The sequence below is a fragment of the Pseudomonas sp. PDM19 genome (assembly GCF_014852215.1).
GTDB lineage: Bacteria > Pseudomonadota > Gammaproteobacteria > Pseudomonadales > Pseudomonadaceae > Pseudomonas.
On the sequence record NZ_JACVBG010000003.1, the window covers coordinates 678,759 to 693,421 of the forward strand.

17 protein-coding genes are annotated in these 14,663 nt (G+C 59.2%); 9 read left to right on the top strand and 8 right to left on the bottom strand.

From position 1 onward, the window contains the following. Entirely contained in the window at window positions 1-423 is a 423-nt protein-coding gene (locus IB273_RS19085) for an organic hydroperoxide resistance protein (protein WP_081517574.1), read from the top strand. Between the two features lie 760 nt (window positions 424-1,183). Here IB273_RS19085 and IB273_RS19090 read toward each other — a convergent pair. The 4 genes from IB273_RS19090 to IB273_RS19105 form a co-directional block, all read right to left on the bottom strand. Beyond that, entirely contained in the window at window positions 1,184-1,699 is a 516-nt protein-coding gene (locus IB273_RS19090; protein WP_192224767.1) for a DoxX family protein, read from the bottom strand. Between the two features lie 93 nt (window positions 1,700-1,792). Further along, window positions 1,793-2,431 (bottom strand): ferric reductase-like transmembrane domain-containing protein, encoded by a 639-nt coding sequence (locus IB273_RS19095; RefSeq protein WP_192224768.1) that lies wholly within the window; start codon window positions 2,429-2,431, stop codon window positions 1,793-1,795. Between the two features lie 118 nt (window positions 2,432-2,549). Next, window positions 2,550-3,860, bottom strand: a complete 1,311-nt coding sequence (locus IB273_RS19100) for an ATP-binding protein (protein ID WP_151189545.1) — start codon at window positions 3,858-3,860, stop codon at window positions 2,550-2,552. Continuing rightward, window positions 3,857-4,597: a response regulator gene (locus IB273_RS19105; protein WP_081517582.1), complete on the bottom strand. Its 741-nt coding sequence runs from the start codon at window positions 4,595-4,597 to the stop codon at window positions 3,857-3,859. Before IB273_RS19105 ends, IB273_RS19100 begins: the two co-directional genes overlap by 4 nt. A gap of 225 nt (window positions 4,598-4,822) precedes the next feature. Here IB273_RS19105 and IB273_RS19110 point away from each other — a divergent pair, with 225 nt between their 5' ends. Both IB273_RS19110 and IB273_RS19115 read left to right on the top strand, forming a co-directional pair. After that, entirely contained in the window at window positions 4,823-5,095 is a 273-nt protein-coding gene (locus IB273_RS19110) for a DUF2790 domain-containing protein (protein ID WP_192209924.1), read from the top strand. 96 nt (window positions 5,096-5,191) lie between these two features. Then, on the top strand, window positions 5,192-6,409 hold the full coding sequence (locus IB273_RS19115; protein WP_192224769.1) for a cytochrome c biogenesis protein DipZ: 1,218 nt from the start codon (window positions 5,192-5,194) through the stop codon (window positions 6,407-6,409). 44 nt (window positions 6,410-6,453) lie between these two features. Here the strand turns inward: IB273_RS19115 and IB273_RS31470 are convergent, their stop codons facing one another. Then, a complete protein-coding gene (locus IB273_RS31470; protein WP_225610215.1) occupies window positions 6,454-6,924 on the bottom strand; it encodes a hypothetical protein in 471 nt (156 codons plus the stop codon). A 512-nt stretch (window positions 6,925-7,436) separates the two neighbouring features. Between IB273_RS31470 and IB273_RS19125 the strand changes: the two genes are divergently transcribed. After that, the gene (locus tag IB273_RS19125; RefSeq protein WP_192224770.1) at window positions 7,437-7,940 is read left to right on the top strand and encodes a Bro-N domain-containing protein; all 504 of its coding nucleotides are present in this window, start codon (window positions 7,437-7,439) and stop codon (window positions 7,938-7,940) included. A 2-nt stretch (window positions 7,941-7,942) separates the two neighbouring features. Here IB273_RS19125 and IB273_RS19130 read toward each other — a convergent pair whose 3' ends face one another. Next, window positions 7,943-9,793, bottom strand: coding sequence for a diguanylate cyclase (locus IB273_RS19130; protein WP_192224771.1), 1,851 nt, complete (start codon window positions 9,791-9,793; stop codon window positions 7,943-7,945). Between the two features lie 512 nt (window positions 9,794-10,305). Between IB273_RS19130 and IB273_RS19135 the strand changes: the two genes are divergently transcribed. Continuing rightward, window positions 10,306-11,004 carry a hypothetical protein gene (locus tag IB273_RS19135; protein WP_192224772.1) on the top strand — a complete coding sequence of 233 codons (699 nt, stop codon included), beginning with the start codon at window positions 10,306-10,308 and terminating at the stop codon, window positions 11,002-11,004. A gap of 28 nt (window positions 11,005-11,032) precedes the next feature. After that, window positions 11,033-11,674, top strand: a complete 642-nt coding sequence (locus IB273_RS19140) for a hypothetical protein (RefSeq protein WP_192224773.1) — start codon at window positions 11,033-11,035, stop codon at window positions 11,672-11,674. 30 nt (window positions 11,675-11,704) lie between these two features. Here the strand turns inward: IB273_RS19140 and IB273_RS19145 are convergent, their stop codons facing one another. Both IB273_RS19145 and IB273_RS19150 read right to left on the bottom strand, forming a co-directional pair. Next, window positions 11,705-12,511 (bottom strand): deaminase, encoded by an 807-nt coding sequence (locus IB273_RS19145; protein ID WP_192224774.1) that lies wholly within the window; start codon window positions 12,509-12,511, stop codon window positions 11,705-11,707. Between the two features lie 79 nt (window positions 12,512-12,590). Continuing rightward, window positions 12,591-13,079, bottom strand: coding sequence for a hypothetical protein (locus IB273_RS19150; protein WP_192224775.1), 489 nt, complete (start codon window positions 13,077-13,079; stop codon window positions 12,591-12,593). 530 nt (window positions 13,080-13,609) lie between these two features. Here IB273_RS19150 and IB273_RS19155 point away from each other — a divergent pair. The 3 genes from IB273_RS19155 to IB273_RS19165 are packed head-to-tail and all read left to right on the top strand — an operon-like array spanning window position 13,610 to window position 14,445. Then, window positions 13,610-13,825 carry a hypothetical protein gene (locus IB273_RS19155; protein ID WP_023084896.1) on the top strand — a complete coding sequence of 72 codons (216 nt, stop codon included), beginning with the start codon at window positions 13,610-13,612 and terminating at the stop codon, window positions 13,823-13,825. A gap of 22 nt (window positions 13,826-13,847) precedes the next feature. Then, a complete protein-coding gene (locus IB273_RS19160) occupies window positions 13,848-14,063 on the top strand; it encodes a hypothetical protein (protein WP_192224776.1) in 216 nt (71 codons plus the stop codon). After that, window positions 14,056-14,445, top strand: a complete 390-nt coding sequence (locus IB273_RS19165; RefSeq protein ID WP_192224777.1) for a hypothetical protein — start codon at window positions 14,056-14,058, stop codon at window positions 14,443-14,445. Before IB273_RS19160 ends, IB273_RS19165 begins: the two co-directional genes overlap by 8 nt. The last annotated feature ends 218 nt before the right edge of the window (window positions 14,446-14,663 follow it).

A 14,663-nucleotide genomic window follows, 5' to 3' on the forward strand; every position in this document is an offset into this window, starting at 1 on the left:
ATGACCGACACCCTGGCAACCGTGATCTACACCGCCCACACCCACACCACCGGAGGTCGTGATGGTCGCGGCCAGACCACCGACGGTGAACTGGACCTGCCCCTGAGCCCACCCGGCTCCGGCCGCCCCGGCACCAATCCCGAGCAACTGTTCGCCATCGGCTGGTCCGCCTGCTTCATCGGCGCCCTGCGCCGCGCCGGGCAGAAGCTGAACGTGCGCCTGCCGGCCGATGTGGCGGTGGACGCCGAAGTCTCCCTGGGCAACACCGCCGACGGCGGCTTCGCCCTGGCCGCCCAGCTCACCGTGCACCTGCCAGGGCTGGAGGCGGAGGACAAGGCGAAGCTGGTCGACGAGGCGCATCAGATCTGCCCGTATTCCAAGGCTTCGCGCGGCAATATCGAGGTGGGGTTCGTCATTCCCTGATCGATCCCTTGTCCACAGCACAGCCCGCGCACCTTCATCGGTGCGCGGGCTTTTTTGTGTCCTATCGGCGTGCGAGGTGCTTCCCTGTGGGAGCGGAGCTTCTCCGCGACGTTCTTGCTCTTGCTTGGGGTTTGGTGTGTCTGCGCCGCTTCGGCGTACGCGCGGGCTTCTGGTTTCGCCCCCTCGGGCGAGTTCCTTTTGGCAAACGTCGGATAGCCGCCCTCCCAAAAGGAACCAAAAGGTCTTGCCCCGGACATCCGGTTTTTCGCTTAGGCGAAAAATTCCCTCGTTGAAGCGAAGTTTCAGGGGCCCGCGTCGAAGGGCCATCCCTGGCTCATCGCCGCTCTCGCGACATCCATGTCGCTCAACCCCTGAGACTCCGCTTCAACGAGGCCTCCTGAACGGGGCATTCGGCGCGCGGACGTTTCTCTGGAAGTCTTTGAAGCCAAAGCCAAAGCCAAAGCCAAAGCCAAAGCCAAAGCCAGGGCCGCACGTAGGGCGAATAACCCGGAACGGGTTATCCGCCAATTGCCTTGCGACGGATAACGCTGGCGCGTTATGCGCCCTACGATCACAGCGGCGGAGTCCAGGCTGGAAGGAAAACCCGAGGGCAATACGTACCCTGTAGGAGCGGGCCATGCCCGCGAACAGCGGACAAGGTCCGCGTTCGACCCCTCGCGCCGACTTCCCGCAGGCAAACAAAAACGCCCTCTCCAGAAGGAGAGGGCGTCGTGGGTCGACCAGATGAATCGCCAGCCTATCAGACGTTCCGCGAAGCTTCCATTACCCGCCGCACCAGCCCATCCACACTCAGCGCTCCCGCTCCCTTCAACACCAGCGGCACCAGCGCTACCAGGTAGATCAGCGGCAGCTTGTAGTTGCCAAAACCATGATCGGTAATCGAGTAGCCCTGGGCCAGTTCCGCCAGGCTCGACCACTGCGCCGGCCAATGCACTGCGGCGATGGCGACGAGGGTCACCACGATCAGCGAGGCCGAGGCGAAACGAGTCGCCAGCCCCAGGAGCAACAACACCGGCGCGATAAGCTCGGCCCACATCGACACCTGCCAGTCGAAGCCGGCGGAGAAGTGGTTGAAAGGGAAGGGGAAGCTGGCGTGGATCTGTTCGAACCAGTTGTCGCCGTGCCATTTCTCCAGGCCCGACTCGAAGAATTCCCAGGCCAGGAACAGCCGCAACGGGATGTCCCAGCCCCAGGCGGCGAGGCGGTCGAGTTGGTCGAAAGCGGTCTTGAGCGGGTTCAGGGTCAGCAGGGTCATGGCGCACCTCGTGGGCATTATTGTGGGCAGTCGGTCTAGGGCAGGGCTTGGGCGGCCGGGCGAGGGTTTCGCCCGGTGGCGGAGAAGTCGGGATCAGGCGCTCGGCAGCGCGGGACGTACGCTACGGCGCAGGCGGACGGCCAGCTTGGCGATGAGCTTGAAGGCGATGGCGCTGAAGATCAGGCCGAAGCCCAGCGGGTACCAGGAGCCCATTGGCAGGCGCTTGTAGAAGGACAGGAAGAACACCCCGGCGATCACCCAGGTGCCGGTGCTGTGCAGGCCCTTCCAGGCGCGGGCGCCGAGCAGCTTCACCGCGTAGGGGAAGGAGGTGACGGCCAGCAGGGCGATGAACAGGTAGCCGACCGAGCCGGGAATGTTCGCGGCGACGCTGCGGCCGTTCCAGAAGGTCTCGGGGAAGAACTTCACGTAGAGGATGATCAGCACCGCGTGCACGGCGTGGGAGAAGGCGAAGGCCAGCCCGAGGAAGCGTCTTTCGCGCAGCAGGCCACGGGTGAAATCACTCGGCACCAGCGCTGCCAGGGACGAGGCGAGGAAGGTGGCGAGGAACAGCGCGAATGAAGTGCGGGCGGTGACGCGGATCGAGCTGCGCAGCGCCTCCACCCCTTGCGGCTGGGACCACAGGGCCAGCGCGGTGACGATAAGCACCAGCAGCGAAAGCAGGGAAAACAGGCGCCAGCCATGCAGGCGGGCAGGTTCGGCGGGACGGTTCATGGCGGGCTCCTTTGGGGAACGCGGCGGGCGGGGTGCCACCGCTGTTCGTGGAGCCATCTTGTCGACGGGCCTTATCCCGGATGTGTCCGGGGAAGGCCGTCTTGTATCTCTGTGTACATCATCGGGCGGGCGGCAATTCCAGTTGCACGCACAGCCCGCCGCTGGTGCGGTTGGACAGGGTCAGCGTGCCGCCCAGCGCCTGGCTCAGCTGCAGGGCGATCGCCAGCCCGAGGCCGGTGCCGCCGGTGCTGCGGTTGCGCGAGCTTTCCACCCGGTAGAACGGCTTCACCACTTCGGCGAGCTCTTCCTCGGGAATGCCCGGGCCGTCGTCGAGTACACGAACACACACGATGCCCTGGGTATCGCGCTCGACTTCCACCTGGGCGGCCCCGCCGAACTTCAGCGCGTTGTCCACCAGGTTGGTGAGTACCCGGCGCAGCGCGTGGGGGCGGGTTTCCAGCACGGCGTTGCTGTTGCCCTGCAGCTCCACGGCCTGGCCGCTGTCCTGGTAGTCGAGGACCAGGCTGTCTAGGAAGGCGTCAAGGTTGACCTTCACCGCCGCCTCGCTGGCGCCGTCCATGCTGCGTGCGTAGGCCACGCCTTCGCGGACCAGGTGCTGCATCTCTTCCAGGTCACTCCACAGGCGTTCGCGCTCGGGCGAGTCGTCCATCTGCTCGACGCGCAGCTTCATCCGCGTGATGGGCGTCTGCAGGTCGTGGGAGATGGCGGCGAGCAGTTGCATGCGCTCCTTGAGGTAGGAGCCGATGCGGCCCTGCAGTGCGTTGAATGCACGGGCGGCGTAGGCGACTTCGCTGGGGCCGCGTTCGTCCAGCTCCGGCGCCGGGGCATCCGGATCGAGATGATCCACGGCCTGGGCCAGACGCGTGAGCGGACGGATCGCCAGGCGCACAGCAATCCAGGTGCAGAACAGCAGCAGCGCCAGTTGCACAACCAGCACCCAGGGCAACCATTGCGCGACCGGCACACCCTTGGGCGTCACATCGATGGTCAGCGGCATGCCGTCGGCGAGTTTGAGGTGCGCCTGGAAGTGCGGAATGGAGCCGGGAATGTCCTCGAAGCGCAAGGCGTAGCGCGGGCCAATGGAGTCGGCAATGGACGTCGCCGCCATCGGCGCCTGCGCCATGTTCATCGGCTCGCCCGGTTCACCGCCATCCAGCCGGTAGCGGTAGTTGGGCCGCTGCACCATCGGCAGCCAGGCCTCGCGCTCATCCTTGGGCAGGCGGTCGAGCAGGGCGACGGCGGTGCTGACGTCGGTCTCCAGGTTGCCCAGCATCATGCTGCGCGCACTCTGGTAGCGCTCGTAGAACTGCGAGCAGAACGACAGGCTGTAGGCGAACACCAGCCCGGCGAGGAAGATCAGCGCTAGGCGCGCGGCCAGCGTGCGTGGCCAGTGCAAGAGGGATTTCATTGGTTGGGCTCGAGCAGTTCGACGGCCAGCGCGAAGACGTAGCCTTCGCTGCGCACCGTCTTGATGTAGGCCGGCTCGCGGGCGTCATCCAGCAGGCGCTGGCGCAGGCGGCTGACCAGCAGGTCGATGGAGCGGTCGAAGATGTCCGCTTCACGGCCCTGGGTGAGGTTCAGCAGTTGCTCGCGGCTGAGCACGCGCTGCGGGTGATCGACGAACACCCGCAGCAGGCGGTATTCGGCGCCGCTCAGGGCGACCAGGGTGCCGTCTTCATCCAGCAGGTGGCGCGCGGTGGTGTCGAGCTTCCAGCGGCCGAAGCCGATCAGCCGGCTGGCCTCGCTGACCTGCAGGTTCGGCGGCAGCATGCGGGTACGGCGCAGCACGGCGTTGATCCGTGCCAGCAGCTCGCGGGCGGAGAAGGGCTTGGTGAGGTAGTCGTCGGCGCCCATTTCCAGGCCGATGATGCGATCGGTCTCGTCGTTGCGCGCGGTGAGCATCAGCACCGGCGTGGACTTGTGCTTGCCCACGCGCAGCTCGCGGCACAGCTTCAGACCGTCGTCGCCGGGCATCATGATGTCGAGGACGATCAGGTCGACGCTGTTGGCATCGAGGAAGGCGCGCATCTGCCGGCCGTCTCCCGCCAGGCTCACGCGCAGGCCGTTCTTCTTCAGGTAGTTGCCGACCAGCTCGCGGATCTCGCGGTCGTCGTCGACGATCAGTACGTGATCGACATGGTCCATGCCGGTTCCTCGTTCGTAGTGGGTTGAGGCGAGTTTATAGCGCAGCGCCGCGCTTGCCTTCCGTGCTTTGTATTCCACTGTATCTATAGCCGCCGCCGATACCCGGCGCGGCAAACCCGGGCCCTGCGCGACACAAGCCCGATACCTCCTGAACGTGAAATGGGCACCAACGGCGAGGCACACAGCCCCCGCCGGCCAAACCCGACACAGGACAGGAGAACCACCATGAAAGCCATCCAACTCGCCAACGCTTGCCTCTTCGCTGCCGTCGCCGCCTTCGCCAGCTTCAGCGCCCAGGCCGCCGACACCCAGCCCGCCGAGACTTACCACTACGGTCAGAAACTGGACGTGAAGCGCGTCCTGGCCATCCACGAAGAGAACGCCTCGCCGTTCGATTGCGGCATCGTCAATGCCCGCATGGACTACCTGGATTCCAGCGGCCAGCCGCACAGCCTGGCCTATCGCAAATTCGCCACCAACTGCAACGAAGGCGGCTGATTCCTCTGCGCCGCGGCCTTCGAAGGCCGCGGCGTTCAGTTCCTGGCGTTTATCCCAAGCGTGAACCCCACGGGCCGACGGCCCACCGAGGTGCCCATGTTGCTCATCGCCTTTCTCGGCGGGGCGCTGACCCTGCTCAGCCCCTGCATCCTTCCCGTACTGCCCCTGTTGCTGCAGCGCGCCGGCGGCCCGGCGTGGTCGCCGTGGGTCACGCTGCTCGGCCTGGCCAGCGGCTTCGCCGTGCTGGCGAGCCTGGCGACCGTCTCCAGCAACTGGGTGATTGCCGCCAGCGAGTGGGGGCGTTACTTCGCCCTCGCGCTGCTGTCGGTTTCCGCCGTTGCGCTGCTCTGGCCGCGTTTCAGCGACGCACTGGCCAAGCCCTGGGCGTGGATCGGCGATCGCCTGCAGGGCGAATCCCGTCGCCTGCCGCCGGCGCTTTCCACCTGGGTGCTGGGCTTCGCCGCCGGCCTGTTGTGGGCGCCCTGTGCCGGGCCGGTGCTGGGGCTGATTCTCTCCGGCGCCATGCTGCAAGGCCCGAGCGCGCAGACCAGCCTGCTGCTGTTTGCCTACGGGCTGGGGAGTGCCACGGTGCTGGGCGTCGTGCTCTTCGCCGGTCGCCGGCTGATGCAGCACCTGCGGCCGCGCATGACTGTCATCGAAGGCCTGCGCCGGGCCACCGGCGTGCTCGCGTTGCTGGCCGTGGTCGGCATCGCCAGCGGCACTAGCGCGCAGATCGCCTCCGGTAGCTCATCCACGCTAGTGAACAGCCTGGAGCGCAAAGTCATCGACGGCGTGCCCGCGCTCATCAGCCAACTGCTGCCCGGCGACATGGCCCACGGCGCCGAACGCCTGCCTGACCTTGGCCCGGCTCCGGAACTGCAAGGTGCAGTGGAATGGATCAACAGCCCCGAACTGAGCCTGCGTGACCTGCGCGGCAAGGTAGTGCTGGTCGACTTCTGGACCTACGACTGCATCAACTGCCAGCACAGCCTGCCGTACGTGAACGCCTGGGCGAAGAAGTACGCCGACCAGGGCCTGGTGGTGATCGGCGTGCATACCCCGGAATACCCCTTCGAACGCGTGCCGGCCAACGTCCGCGAAGCGGTGAAACAGCACGACATCCACTACCCCGTGGCGCTGGATAACCAGTACCGCCTCTGGAACGCCTTCGCCAACCAGTACTGGCCGGCGCACTACTTCATCGACGCCCAGGGGCGGATTCGCCACCTGTCGATCGGCGAGGGCGGGTATGAGGAGCAGGAGCAGGTGATTCAGGCGTTGTTGAAGGAGAGGGATGGGGCGAAGGCGGGTTGATCCTGGGCTCAAATGAAAAGCCCCATTAAATCGGGGCCTTTCACTTAGAGTTCATCCGGGCGTTTCTGCTCGATATCCATCGTTTGTTTTCCGGTGACCAGCCACAGCGCGTACTGCGGATAAAGCTTCACCAGGACGTCGATTTCCTCGCTACTCACTCGAACTGCGCCTTTGCTGACACTTCTCCAACGCTCATAGCTGCCGCCATGTGCGCTGGTCTTTCTGGGGCCTAGCAGTTTGATCAGGGCGCGAGCTCTGTCAGCCGATGTATCGCCCGCTGGCTGGTTGTTGCAGCGGGTAGTGGGGTGCGTCTGTTCAGTCGCTGTCAGCGTTTCACCGGTAAGCACCCACCATCGAAGCTGGGGATAAAGCTCTAGCAACTGTTCCAGCTCTTCCAGCGCAAATCGCGCTCGTCCTCGTTTGATGCTTTGCCAGCGGACGTACGCTTTGCTGTTTACCTCAGCCAAATCTTTCAGATTCGTCTGTGCTAGCAGGTGTAGTGCGCGATCAGTCATTCCTTGCCGCATTGCCGGTTTCCCTCAGTTGGATCAGCTAGTCGGTATCAACCGGACTCTCCAGATCGTCTGGGCTAATGTGCCCGTTCTGAGGCTCCACGCGACCGCTGACCAGCCACAAGGCGTATTCGGGAAATGCTTCTGCGAGAACTCCGACTTCGACAGTACTAATTCGGATTTTTTCGCTGCTGATGTTTCGCCAGCGGTCGTAGTTCTTCCCGCCCATATTGCTGAGACGGCGCGGCCCTAGCTTCTTGATCAATAGAAGTGCTCTATCTCGTACGGCATCCATTTTGTGGAAATTCAATTGGAGTAGTATTTACGCAGTCAGCTATATTTGCGTAAAAATTACGCTAACTGTTACTGCCTGCAGGACGCTGAATACTGACCCAACCTCTCTCGAACGGGAAGCCTTGCGCCTGCGCATCCGCTTGCCCTTTTGAAAGTTCCCCCATGTCGAGCTTGGCGACTCGAAGCAATGGATCGCTCTTTCCAGCCCCTGGAGGCTCGCCATGGATGATCTCTTCACCGCCACCACCTTCACGCGTGACAACCACCATTTGCGCGGCGTGCTGATCGACGACCAACCCTGGATCGTCGCGCAAGACTTCGCACGGCTGCTCGGCCTGCGAAATCCGCAGAGCCTGGCGGGGAAGGTGTCGGGCGATAAGGTGCGAACCGTCTGGCTGTTGCAGGCCCGAGGTACTGAGGAGAAGGTCGAGGTAATCAACGAGCCGGCGCTGTACAAGGCACTGATCCGCTACGGCCATGCGGAGTACCGCACGGTGGCGCGCTGGTTGTCGGACGAGGTGATCCCACTGCTGCGCGATCAGGAGCGCGTCGATCCGCAGCGTCCTCGGCGCGTCCAGATGAGCTGGCGTTCCGACCGGGTGACGGTCCTCGACTGGCAGGGGCGCCTGTGGGTTTCCTGGGACGACGTGCCGAAGTTCAGCACGATCTCGGCGGGTGTCGGTGGGTGGTTGGGAAAGTTGCGTGGCGACCGGCCAATCGATTGAAGCTAACTGCTCATCACCTGATTGCGCCCCTGCTTCTTCGCCTCGTACAACGCCGCGTCCGCCCTTGCCACCAGCGCCTCGGCAGAGGCTTCCTGCCCCGGCACCGCTGCTGCAATGCCGATGCTCACGCTCACTCGCCCCAACGGGGAAAGCTCGTGGGGCAGGGCTAAGGCCTCCACCGCCTGTAGCAGCTTGTTCGCCATGCCACGCACGCCGGCGAGGTCGGTCATCGGCGCGAGGAAGACGAACTCCTCGCCGCCGTAACGCGCCACCAGATCGGTCGAACGGTTGACCGTCGTCGCCAGCGCCTGGGCGATCTCGCGCAGGCAGGCGTCGCCGGCCGGGTGGCCGTAGTGATCGTTGTAGCGCTTGAACCAGTCCACATCGACCACCGCCAGCGCCAGCAACTCGCCCGAACGGCGCGCATGGCCCCATTCCTGCTCCAGTACCTGGTCGAAACGGCGGCGGTTGGCGATGCCGGTGAGGGCGTCGGTCAGACTCATGGCTTCCAGCTGGTTGTTCAGCTCGCGCAGCTCATCGGTACGCTCGGCGACGCGCAGTTCCAGTTCATGCTCGGAGGTGCGCAGGTTATCCACAAGCTGCTGCTGGGCGCGGATCAGCTCCTCCTGCACGCGCGCCTTTTCCCGGCGCATCACGTTGAAGCGGTCGGCGAGGGCGAAAGCCAGGACGATCATCTCCATCGCCGAGCCCAGTTGCAGGCCGTCCACGGTGAACAGGTTGGTCGGCACGATGCCCATGGCGCGCAGCGAGGTCATCGCCCCGCCCAGCATCAGCAGCGCAAAGGCGGCGAGGAAGAAGAACGCACTGCGCTGGCGCTTTAAGGCGCAGGCGATGGCCGCCGCCAGCAGCACCACGGCAGTAGCGAAGTTCAGCAGGATGCCCGCGCGGGACACATAGGGCAGCGCGAACGCGTAGGCGACAAGGCTGAGCAGGTACAGCACGATCATCCCACGCAGCACCCAGTCCAGGCGCGGCAGGATGCGTTCGAGCTGCATCATCCTGCGAGCGAACAGCAGCAGCGCGGCGAGGGCCAGCGACACGCCCGAGTAGTAGACGATGTTCGAGTTGAGCGGCACGCCGAAGATCGCCCAGTCCGGCGCCAGCCCGTTCTTGATCGCCAGTGCCGAGGCCGTGCAGCCGACGAAGACCACGTAGAGCAGGTAGATCGGGTCGCGCAGGGCAAACAGCAGCATCAGGTTGAACAGGATCATCGCCATGGCGATGCCGAAGTACCACGCCTTGCCGGTGTAGTCGTCGCGCTCGTAGGCGTGGAACGCCTTCACCGGCCACAGCTGTAGCGGCACCAGCAAGCCGATGCTCGACTCCACCCGCAGGTACACCACCTGCTCCGACCGCGCCGGCAGGTTCAGCGGGAAGACGAAATTGCGGTTCGGGTAGACCTTGCTCGACTGCGGCACATCGCTGCCGGTATTGATGGTTTTATACGAACCATCCGCCTGCGGGATATTCGCCTGCACATGGGACACCCGAGGGTTCTCTACAACCAGAAACCGCTGCAGCAGCGCGTCGCTGGAGTTGCCCAACCGCAACTTCAACCAGAATGCCGAGCGGGTGAAGCCCATCGCCAGCGCGCTGCCCGGCGGCTGGTCGCTCTTGAAACGTGCCTGTTGCTCGGGGGATTGCACGTCCGCCAGCGTCAGGTTGCCGGTTGGGTCTTCGAGCACGGAGACGTAGGTGGTCAGCGTCAGCGGCTGCGTGGTGACGCTGGCGGCATCGACCACCTGATCGGCCCAGGCAGGGCGGATCAATAGAAGGAGGAGGGTAAGCAGGAGCCAGGACAGGGATTGCCGGTGCGAGGCGAGGGCGGGCATGCGGCGGGTCCGGGGATGTAGGTTTGCCAGGGAGTTTACAAGACAGGCTTTGGCGACGCCAAAAACACAAAAGCCCCCGGCAACTCACGCTGCCGGGGGCTTTTGCTTGGGATTCTGGAGCGGGCGAAGGGAATCGAACCCTATCAGACAGTGCTTTGAAACGTTGCTATACGTTCCAATGCCACTGTTTTCGCTGTTTAGGCGTCTCACTCCGTAGCTTTCCGTGCCTTTGATTTCGACATATTTTCGACAGGACCCTGGTATCTGCTATCTGCCAGAAACGGTCATTGATTGATCGCAGCGCCTTACCCGTCAATGAGCATAGACACATTGCTGGCGACTTCGTATTCTCGATGCGGGCATTGTAGGTATTTCTCCTCGCTCATTTCGCGACCTTGGTACTCGGTTCTGTAGGTAAGGAGGGCGAAGGACAAGGAAGATTGTGCGATACAGATGGCACATGACACTACGTTGCTATTGTCGTCTACACATGGATGGGAGTGACTGAATATATGACACCGCACGTTCTTCTTGAAAAGCTCAAGGCGCTACTACAGTCCATTCCCCCTCTTGAGGGGCGAGGGAGCTACAGCAATGAGCAGTACAGCTGGCTAGGCCAAGCTAGTGCCATAATGTACGAATGGGACCCCATTCAAAGCCTCTCTTTTAAAGTTTCCGTAGACTGTTTGATAAAAAACATCGACCGTTCAGGTAACTTGGGGATCTTAGTTTCGTTCATCCACGATGTAATCGCCCGCGTAGAGAATTCCCTTCCGCAAGAGGCTGGGCAAGCGTTTGGTCCAGGAGCCGTCTACGATTTCTTTAAAGCTCTCAACGAGCTGGTGGCAACTGCAAGATCTGAGCTTTGGGTAGTGGATCCGTATCTCGATGCTGAAGTTTTTGATGGATACATGCAGTCACTTAATTCTGGAGTTTCCGCACGTCTGCTTACTGCGAAATATTTGAGTAACGTCAAAGTTGCTGCTGAGAAGTACCAAGCTCAGTTCGGTTCTGCTATCGAAGTGCGGAGTAGCAACGGGATTCACGATCGTATTATTTTTGTGGATCAGGAGCAGTGTTGGGTTCTGGGGGCATCAATTAAAGATGCTGCACTAAAGAAGCCAACTTATTTGGCTCCAATTTCGGCAGACGTTGCAATGGAAAAGATAAAACTCTACGAGGCTATTTGGGCTTCCAGTAAAGTAATCTAAAGGCTATTCGCTTGCTAGGTCATGATTTATGAATGATTCCGTTAACGAACTTCATGTTCGAAAATTAAATGACCAGTTCTCTGGCGCTACTAGGGCTGTTCGTCGAAATCTTATTATTGCTGCTTCGATTGGGATTGTTTTGTCGGCGCATACGCTAAAGCTTACCGATGTTTTTGGTATAGATATGCGAGACTCAGCAACAGCATCAATTGCTATTGGCGCGGTAGCTTTGATCGCTGCATACGAGCTACTTTCGTTTATGGCATACGCCGTGATTGATCATATGTCATGGCGCCTTAACGCTCATTCTGTAATTCACAGAACTCAATTCGATCGCTTAAGGGATATTTCTGAACATACGCGCCGCACAATGGATCAGCTCCTACATATTCGTGGAAAGATGACCTGTGATGATGATTCTGTTGTCGATGCAATTAAGAGTCAAAGCGGTGTGATAGATGGCATATGCTCAAAAGCAGAACTGGTGGTTAGTACATATGAAAAAGATATCGTTCACCTAAGAGCTAGAGTGAAAGCTCATAACTACGTTCAGTTATTTAGGGTGTATGCAATTGATTGGGCAATTCCATTGGTGGTTGGCGTCACTTGCATGGTGCGCAATTGGCACTCAATGGGTGATTTCCTACAAGCTGTTTTTCGATGGGCTTAAGTGATTAAAGTCGGCTGAGTGCTATTTTTGCTATATTGATCTAACTTGCCACTGAAAAATAATGTCTGACTCTGTCATTTCTATCAATTTTACTAATACTGAGAATTTAATGTTCTTAGGAGTAATGGCTGCAATATCTCCGACCCTCATTCTGGAGTAATGGGACGGATCTCTAAAAACTAAAGGGTCAGAGATGTCGTTAAATTTTTTTGCTCCAATGGCTGATCTGACAGATTCATTCTCGGAAATTAGATCCACAATGCCATGTTTGAACTGGAGCGTGCTCCAGCGGAAATTTATTGCTGCTGGATCTTTTTTTGATGGTTGTATCGAGAATTTTTTTCCACTGCCAATTACTGCGGTCCGTCGCTTTCCAGTGGGTCCGTAGCCAATATTGCACTCTCCATACTTAAAAGTATTTAGTTCGATTATTTCTCTCAGGTCAGTGCGAAAAAAACTAACCTTTATGTTGTCTTGAAGAAGTGCTTCGTATCCTTGGCAATATACATTTCCGTTAGGATCGAGCACGCCAATTACGACTTCGCAAATTCGGGATGCGATAATTAATTCGGAGCAAGATTTTTCCGGTTGCCCCTCATGCATTTCTACGCATGGTTCTAGGGTCGTAAATAATGTTGAGCCTTCTAGCTCGCACGGAGACAGCTGCTCTATTGCAATTCGTTCTGCGTGTTTACCTGGAATCTCTCCTCTGTGCGCTTTAGACAGGATTTTACCCTCTTTCGCTATGACGGCCCCTACCTTTGGATAAGAAGAGCATTTTTCTTGCTCTTCAATTGCAATATTCATAAGTTCTTCTCTAGAAAATAACTTCTCCATGTCTCCTCCAGGTTAATGCTTATCTTGTTGTTCTGGTTAAATTTTCATGACGATTTTATATTGAAATATTCTTAAGAGCTTAGCGCGAATTGCGATCGCTGCGTAGAGTGGTGGCAGATGAACTGTCTTTAGGGTTTTTAATATACCCGATCATTAGAAGGAATTCGAAGGCTATGTTGACTATTATTACTAAAAATATTGTCAGTAATATTGTGTTTCCTTGAGCTTTGAAGAGGTAGAATATTGCGACTAGTAAGTACATATTTAGTGCGTTGGTCCATCCGTGGCGCACATACCAATCCACCTGCTCACCGTACCCTTCTATCTGTTCAGGGATGCGTTCCTTTAATATTTTATAAATCACTCCTGTTATGACGAATGGTACAAAAAATGTTGGGGCTGTGATGGCGATGGAAAGAGCGATTAGCTTTGAGAATTCTATTTTAAGAAAAAGTTCAGGGGTGTGTATGTACCAGAAGAGGAATCCTGGTGCTAAAAAAGAGAAGAAAAATATTGCTGTGTATAGGAAAAAATTTGGTGTCAGTCGCTGTAATCCTTCGAAGTCCATTTCACGATCCTTATATTTCCTAATTTATATCGAGTTTTAGTATGCTTTGTTAGGCGCCGTAGGCCTGTTTACGGGCGCCCGCGGTTACTTTCTTCCTTTGCTGAACCAGCGCAGTGCCACCTTCCTGGTTAGCTCTATCCCGCGCTGGGTGTGGCTAATTTGGCATCTGCCTCCTCATATCCAGGAGCTACCTGCCCACGCGCAGGGTCCACGTCGCCTTTCAGTAGCCAAAGCTCGTACTGAGGGAAGACGCGCAGTAGCTCCTCTAAATCTTCGATCCGTGCTTTTACCTTTCGATTGGTTGCAACGGTCTGCCATCGCTGTCTTTCCGTGATAGCGGTGGTTTCGGCCAGCTTCGTCGCGCCGATAAATCGGACAAGCGTTCTAACCCGCTCTTCAATCATTCCAAACAGCTCTAAAAACTGATAAATAATTTATTGATGAATTATTTATCAGTGCTAGGATTGGCCTGTGATAAATAATTTATTAGGACATTTTGTCCTAGTGGAACGAATAGTGACGGAACGAGCATGGAACTGGAAGAGCTGAACCCCAGCGCCCTGGTAGGGCCGCAGCAAGATTTGGAGCGCATCGAAAAGTGGGCTGACCGAAACGGTATCAGTTACGGCATCGCCCGCGCCTGGGTATACCGGGGCATCCTGCCGTCCGTGAAGCTCGGCAAGCTGCGCGTAGTTAACAGTGCATTGCTCCGCGCCTGGTTGCTGGAGCAGGAGTGGACGGCATGAACGACGGGATGGGAGAACGACTGTGAGCAAGGACAAATGGAATCTGGACCTGTGCGGCATCGCCACCTTTGCGGAGATGTGCAGCGTGACGTACGACGAAGCGGCCCAGTGGGCGGAAGACGGCACTGTTCCGAGCATCCAGATGGGGTGCTTCCGCATGATCAACCTCGCTCGTTTCCGCGATGACATGGAGCGCGGCAAAGCCACCTTCGGTGCGGGGGACTACAGCCATGACTAACTCACCCATCGCCCTGGATGCTCAAAGCGCAGTGCGCTACCTGGGGCAGACTGTCCTGATGGAAATGGTGTGGGACGAAGAGCCGGAACCGATCTGGCGCTGGGTTCGCGTTGTCGGTGTCGTCCTGCCTGCGGAAGGTCTGCGCGGCGGTCCGCACTTCCTCACTCTCAAACTCGGCACGGACAAAGCATTCGCGGATGAAGCCTTCTGGGAAAACATCCGCACGATTCGGGTGATGCGGTACCGCGACCGGCACGGTTCCGGCAACGTACTGGGCCGCGTCACCCACCCTGAGGACTCGCGCTCAAGGGCCGCGCTCCCGGCTCGTCGGAACAGCTCCATCGTTCCGGCGAACGGAAGCACGGGCGGAGCGAACCCTTGAACGCATGCCTTTCATCAACCTCGGCCGGTGAGTGTGGGGCAGCTTCTCCGCCCCGCGCTCCCGAGCCCTCGGCGGCAAGAGCGGGATGACAAGGGCAGCGCCCTTGGTGTGTTGGTGGCGTCAGCCATCAATGAAGTTGATGACTCGGAACGCCTATCCAAGACCGTGAATGTCGTTCCGTCACAATTCGTTCCAGTGCGTCTAGAACGGGCTTTCAG

Excerpts from the sequence above, each read along its gene's own strand:
- IB273_RS19085 (WP_081517574.1), top strand. The coding sequence starts at position 1 with ATGACCGACACCCTGGCAACCGTGATCTACACCGCCCACACCCACACC.
- IB273_RS19090 (WP_192224767.1), bottom strand. The coding sequence starts at position 1,699 with ATGACCCTGCTGACCCTGAACCCGCTCAAGACCGCTTTCGACCAACTC.
- IB273_RS19095 (WP_192224768.1), bottom strand. The coding sequence starts at position 2,431 with ATGAACCGTCCCGCCGAACCTGCCCGCCTGCATGGCTGGCGCCTGTTT.
- IB273_RS19100 (WP_151189545.1), bottom strand. The coding sequence starts at position 3,860 with ATGAAATCCCTCTTGCACTGGCCACGCACGCTGGCCGCGCGCCTAGCG.
- IB273_RS19105 (WP_081517582.1), bottom strand. The coding sequence starts at position 4,597 with ATGGACCATGTCGATCACGTACTGATCGTCGACGACGACCGCGAGATC.
- IB273_RS19110 (WP_192209924.1), top strand. The coding sequence starts at position 4,823 with ATGAAAGCCATCCAACTCGCCAACGCTTGCCTCTTCGCTGCCGTCGCC.
- IB273_RS19115 (WP_192224769.1), top strand. The coding sequence starts at position 5,192 with ATGTTGCTCATCGCCTTTCTCGGCGGGGCGCTGACCCTGCTCAGCCCC.
- IB273_RS31470 (WP_225610215.1), bottom strand. The coding sequence starts at position 6,924 with ATGACTGATCGCGCACTACACCTGCTAGCACAGACGAATCTGAAAGAT.
- IB273_RS19125 (WP_192224770.1), top strand. The coding sequence starts at position 7,437 with ATGGATGATCTCTTCACCGCCACCACCTTCACGCGTGACAACCACCAT.
- IB273_RS19130 (WP_192224771.1), bottom strand. The coding sequence starts at position 9,793 with ATGCCCGCCCTCGCCTCGCACCGGCAATCCCTGTCCTGGCTCCTGCTT.
- IB273_RS19135 (WP_192224772.1), top strand. The coding sequence starts at position 10,306 with ATGACACCGCACGTTCTTCTTGAAAAGCTCAAGGCGCTACTACAGTCC.
- IB273_RS19140 (WP_192224773.1), top strand. The coding sequence starts at position 11,033 with ATGAATGATTCCGTTAACGAACTTCATGTTCGAAAATTAAATGACCAG.
- IB273_RS19145 (WP_192224774.1), bottom strand. The coding sequence starts at position 12,511 with ATGGAGAAGTTATTTTCTAGAGAAGAACTTATGAATATTGCAATTGAA.
- IB273_RS19150 (WP_192224775.1), bottom strand. The coding sequence starts at position 13,079 with ATGGACTTCGAAGGATTACAGCGACTGACACCAAATTTTTTCCTATAC.
- IB273_RS19155 (WP_023084896.1), top strand. The coding sequence starts at position 13,610 with ATGGAACTGGAAGAGCTGAACCCCAGCGCCCTGGTAGGGCCGCAGCAA.
- IB273_RS19165 (WP_192224777.1), top strand. The coding sequence starts at position 14,056 with ATGACTAACTCACCCATCGCCCTGGATGCTCAAAGCGCAGTGCGCTAC.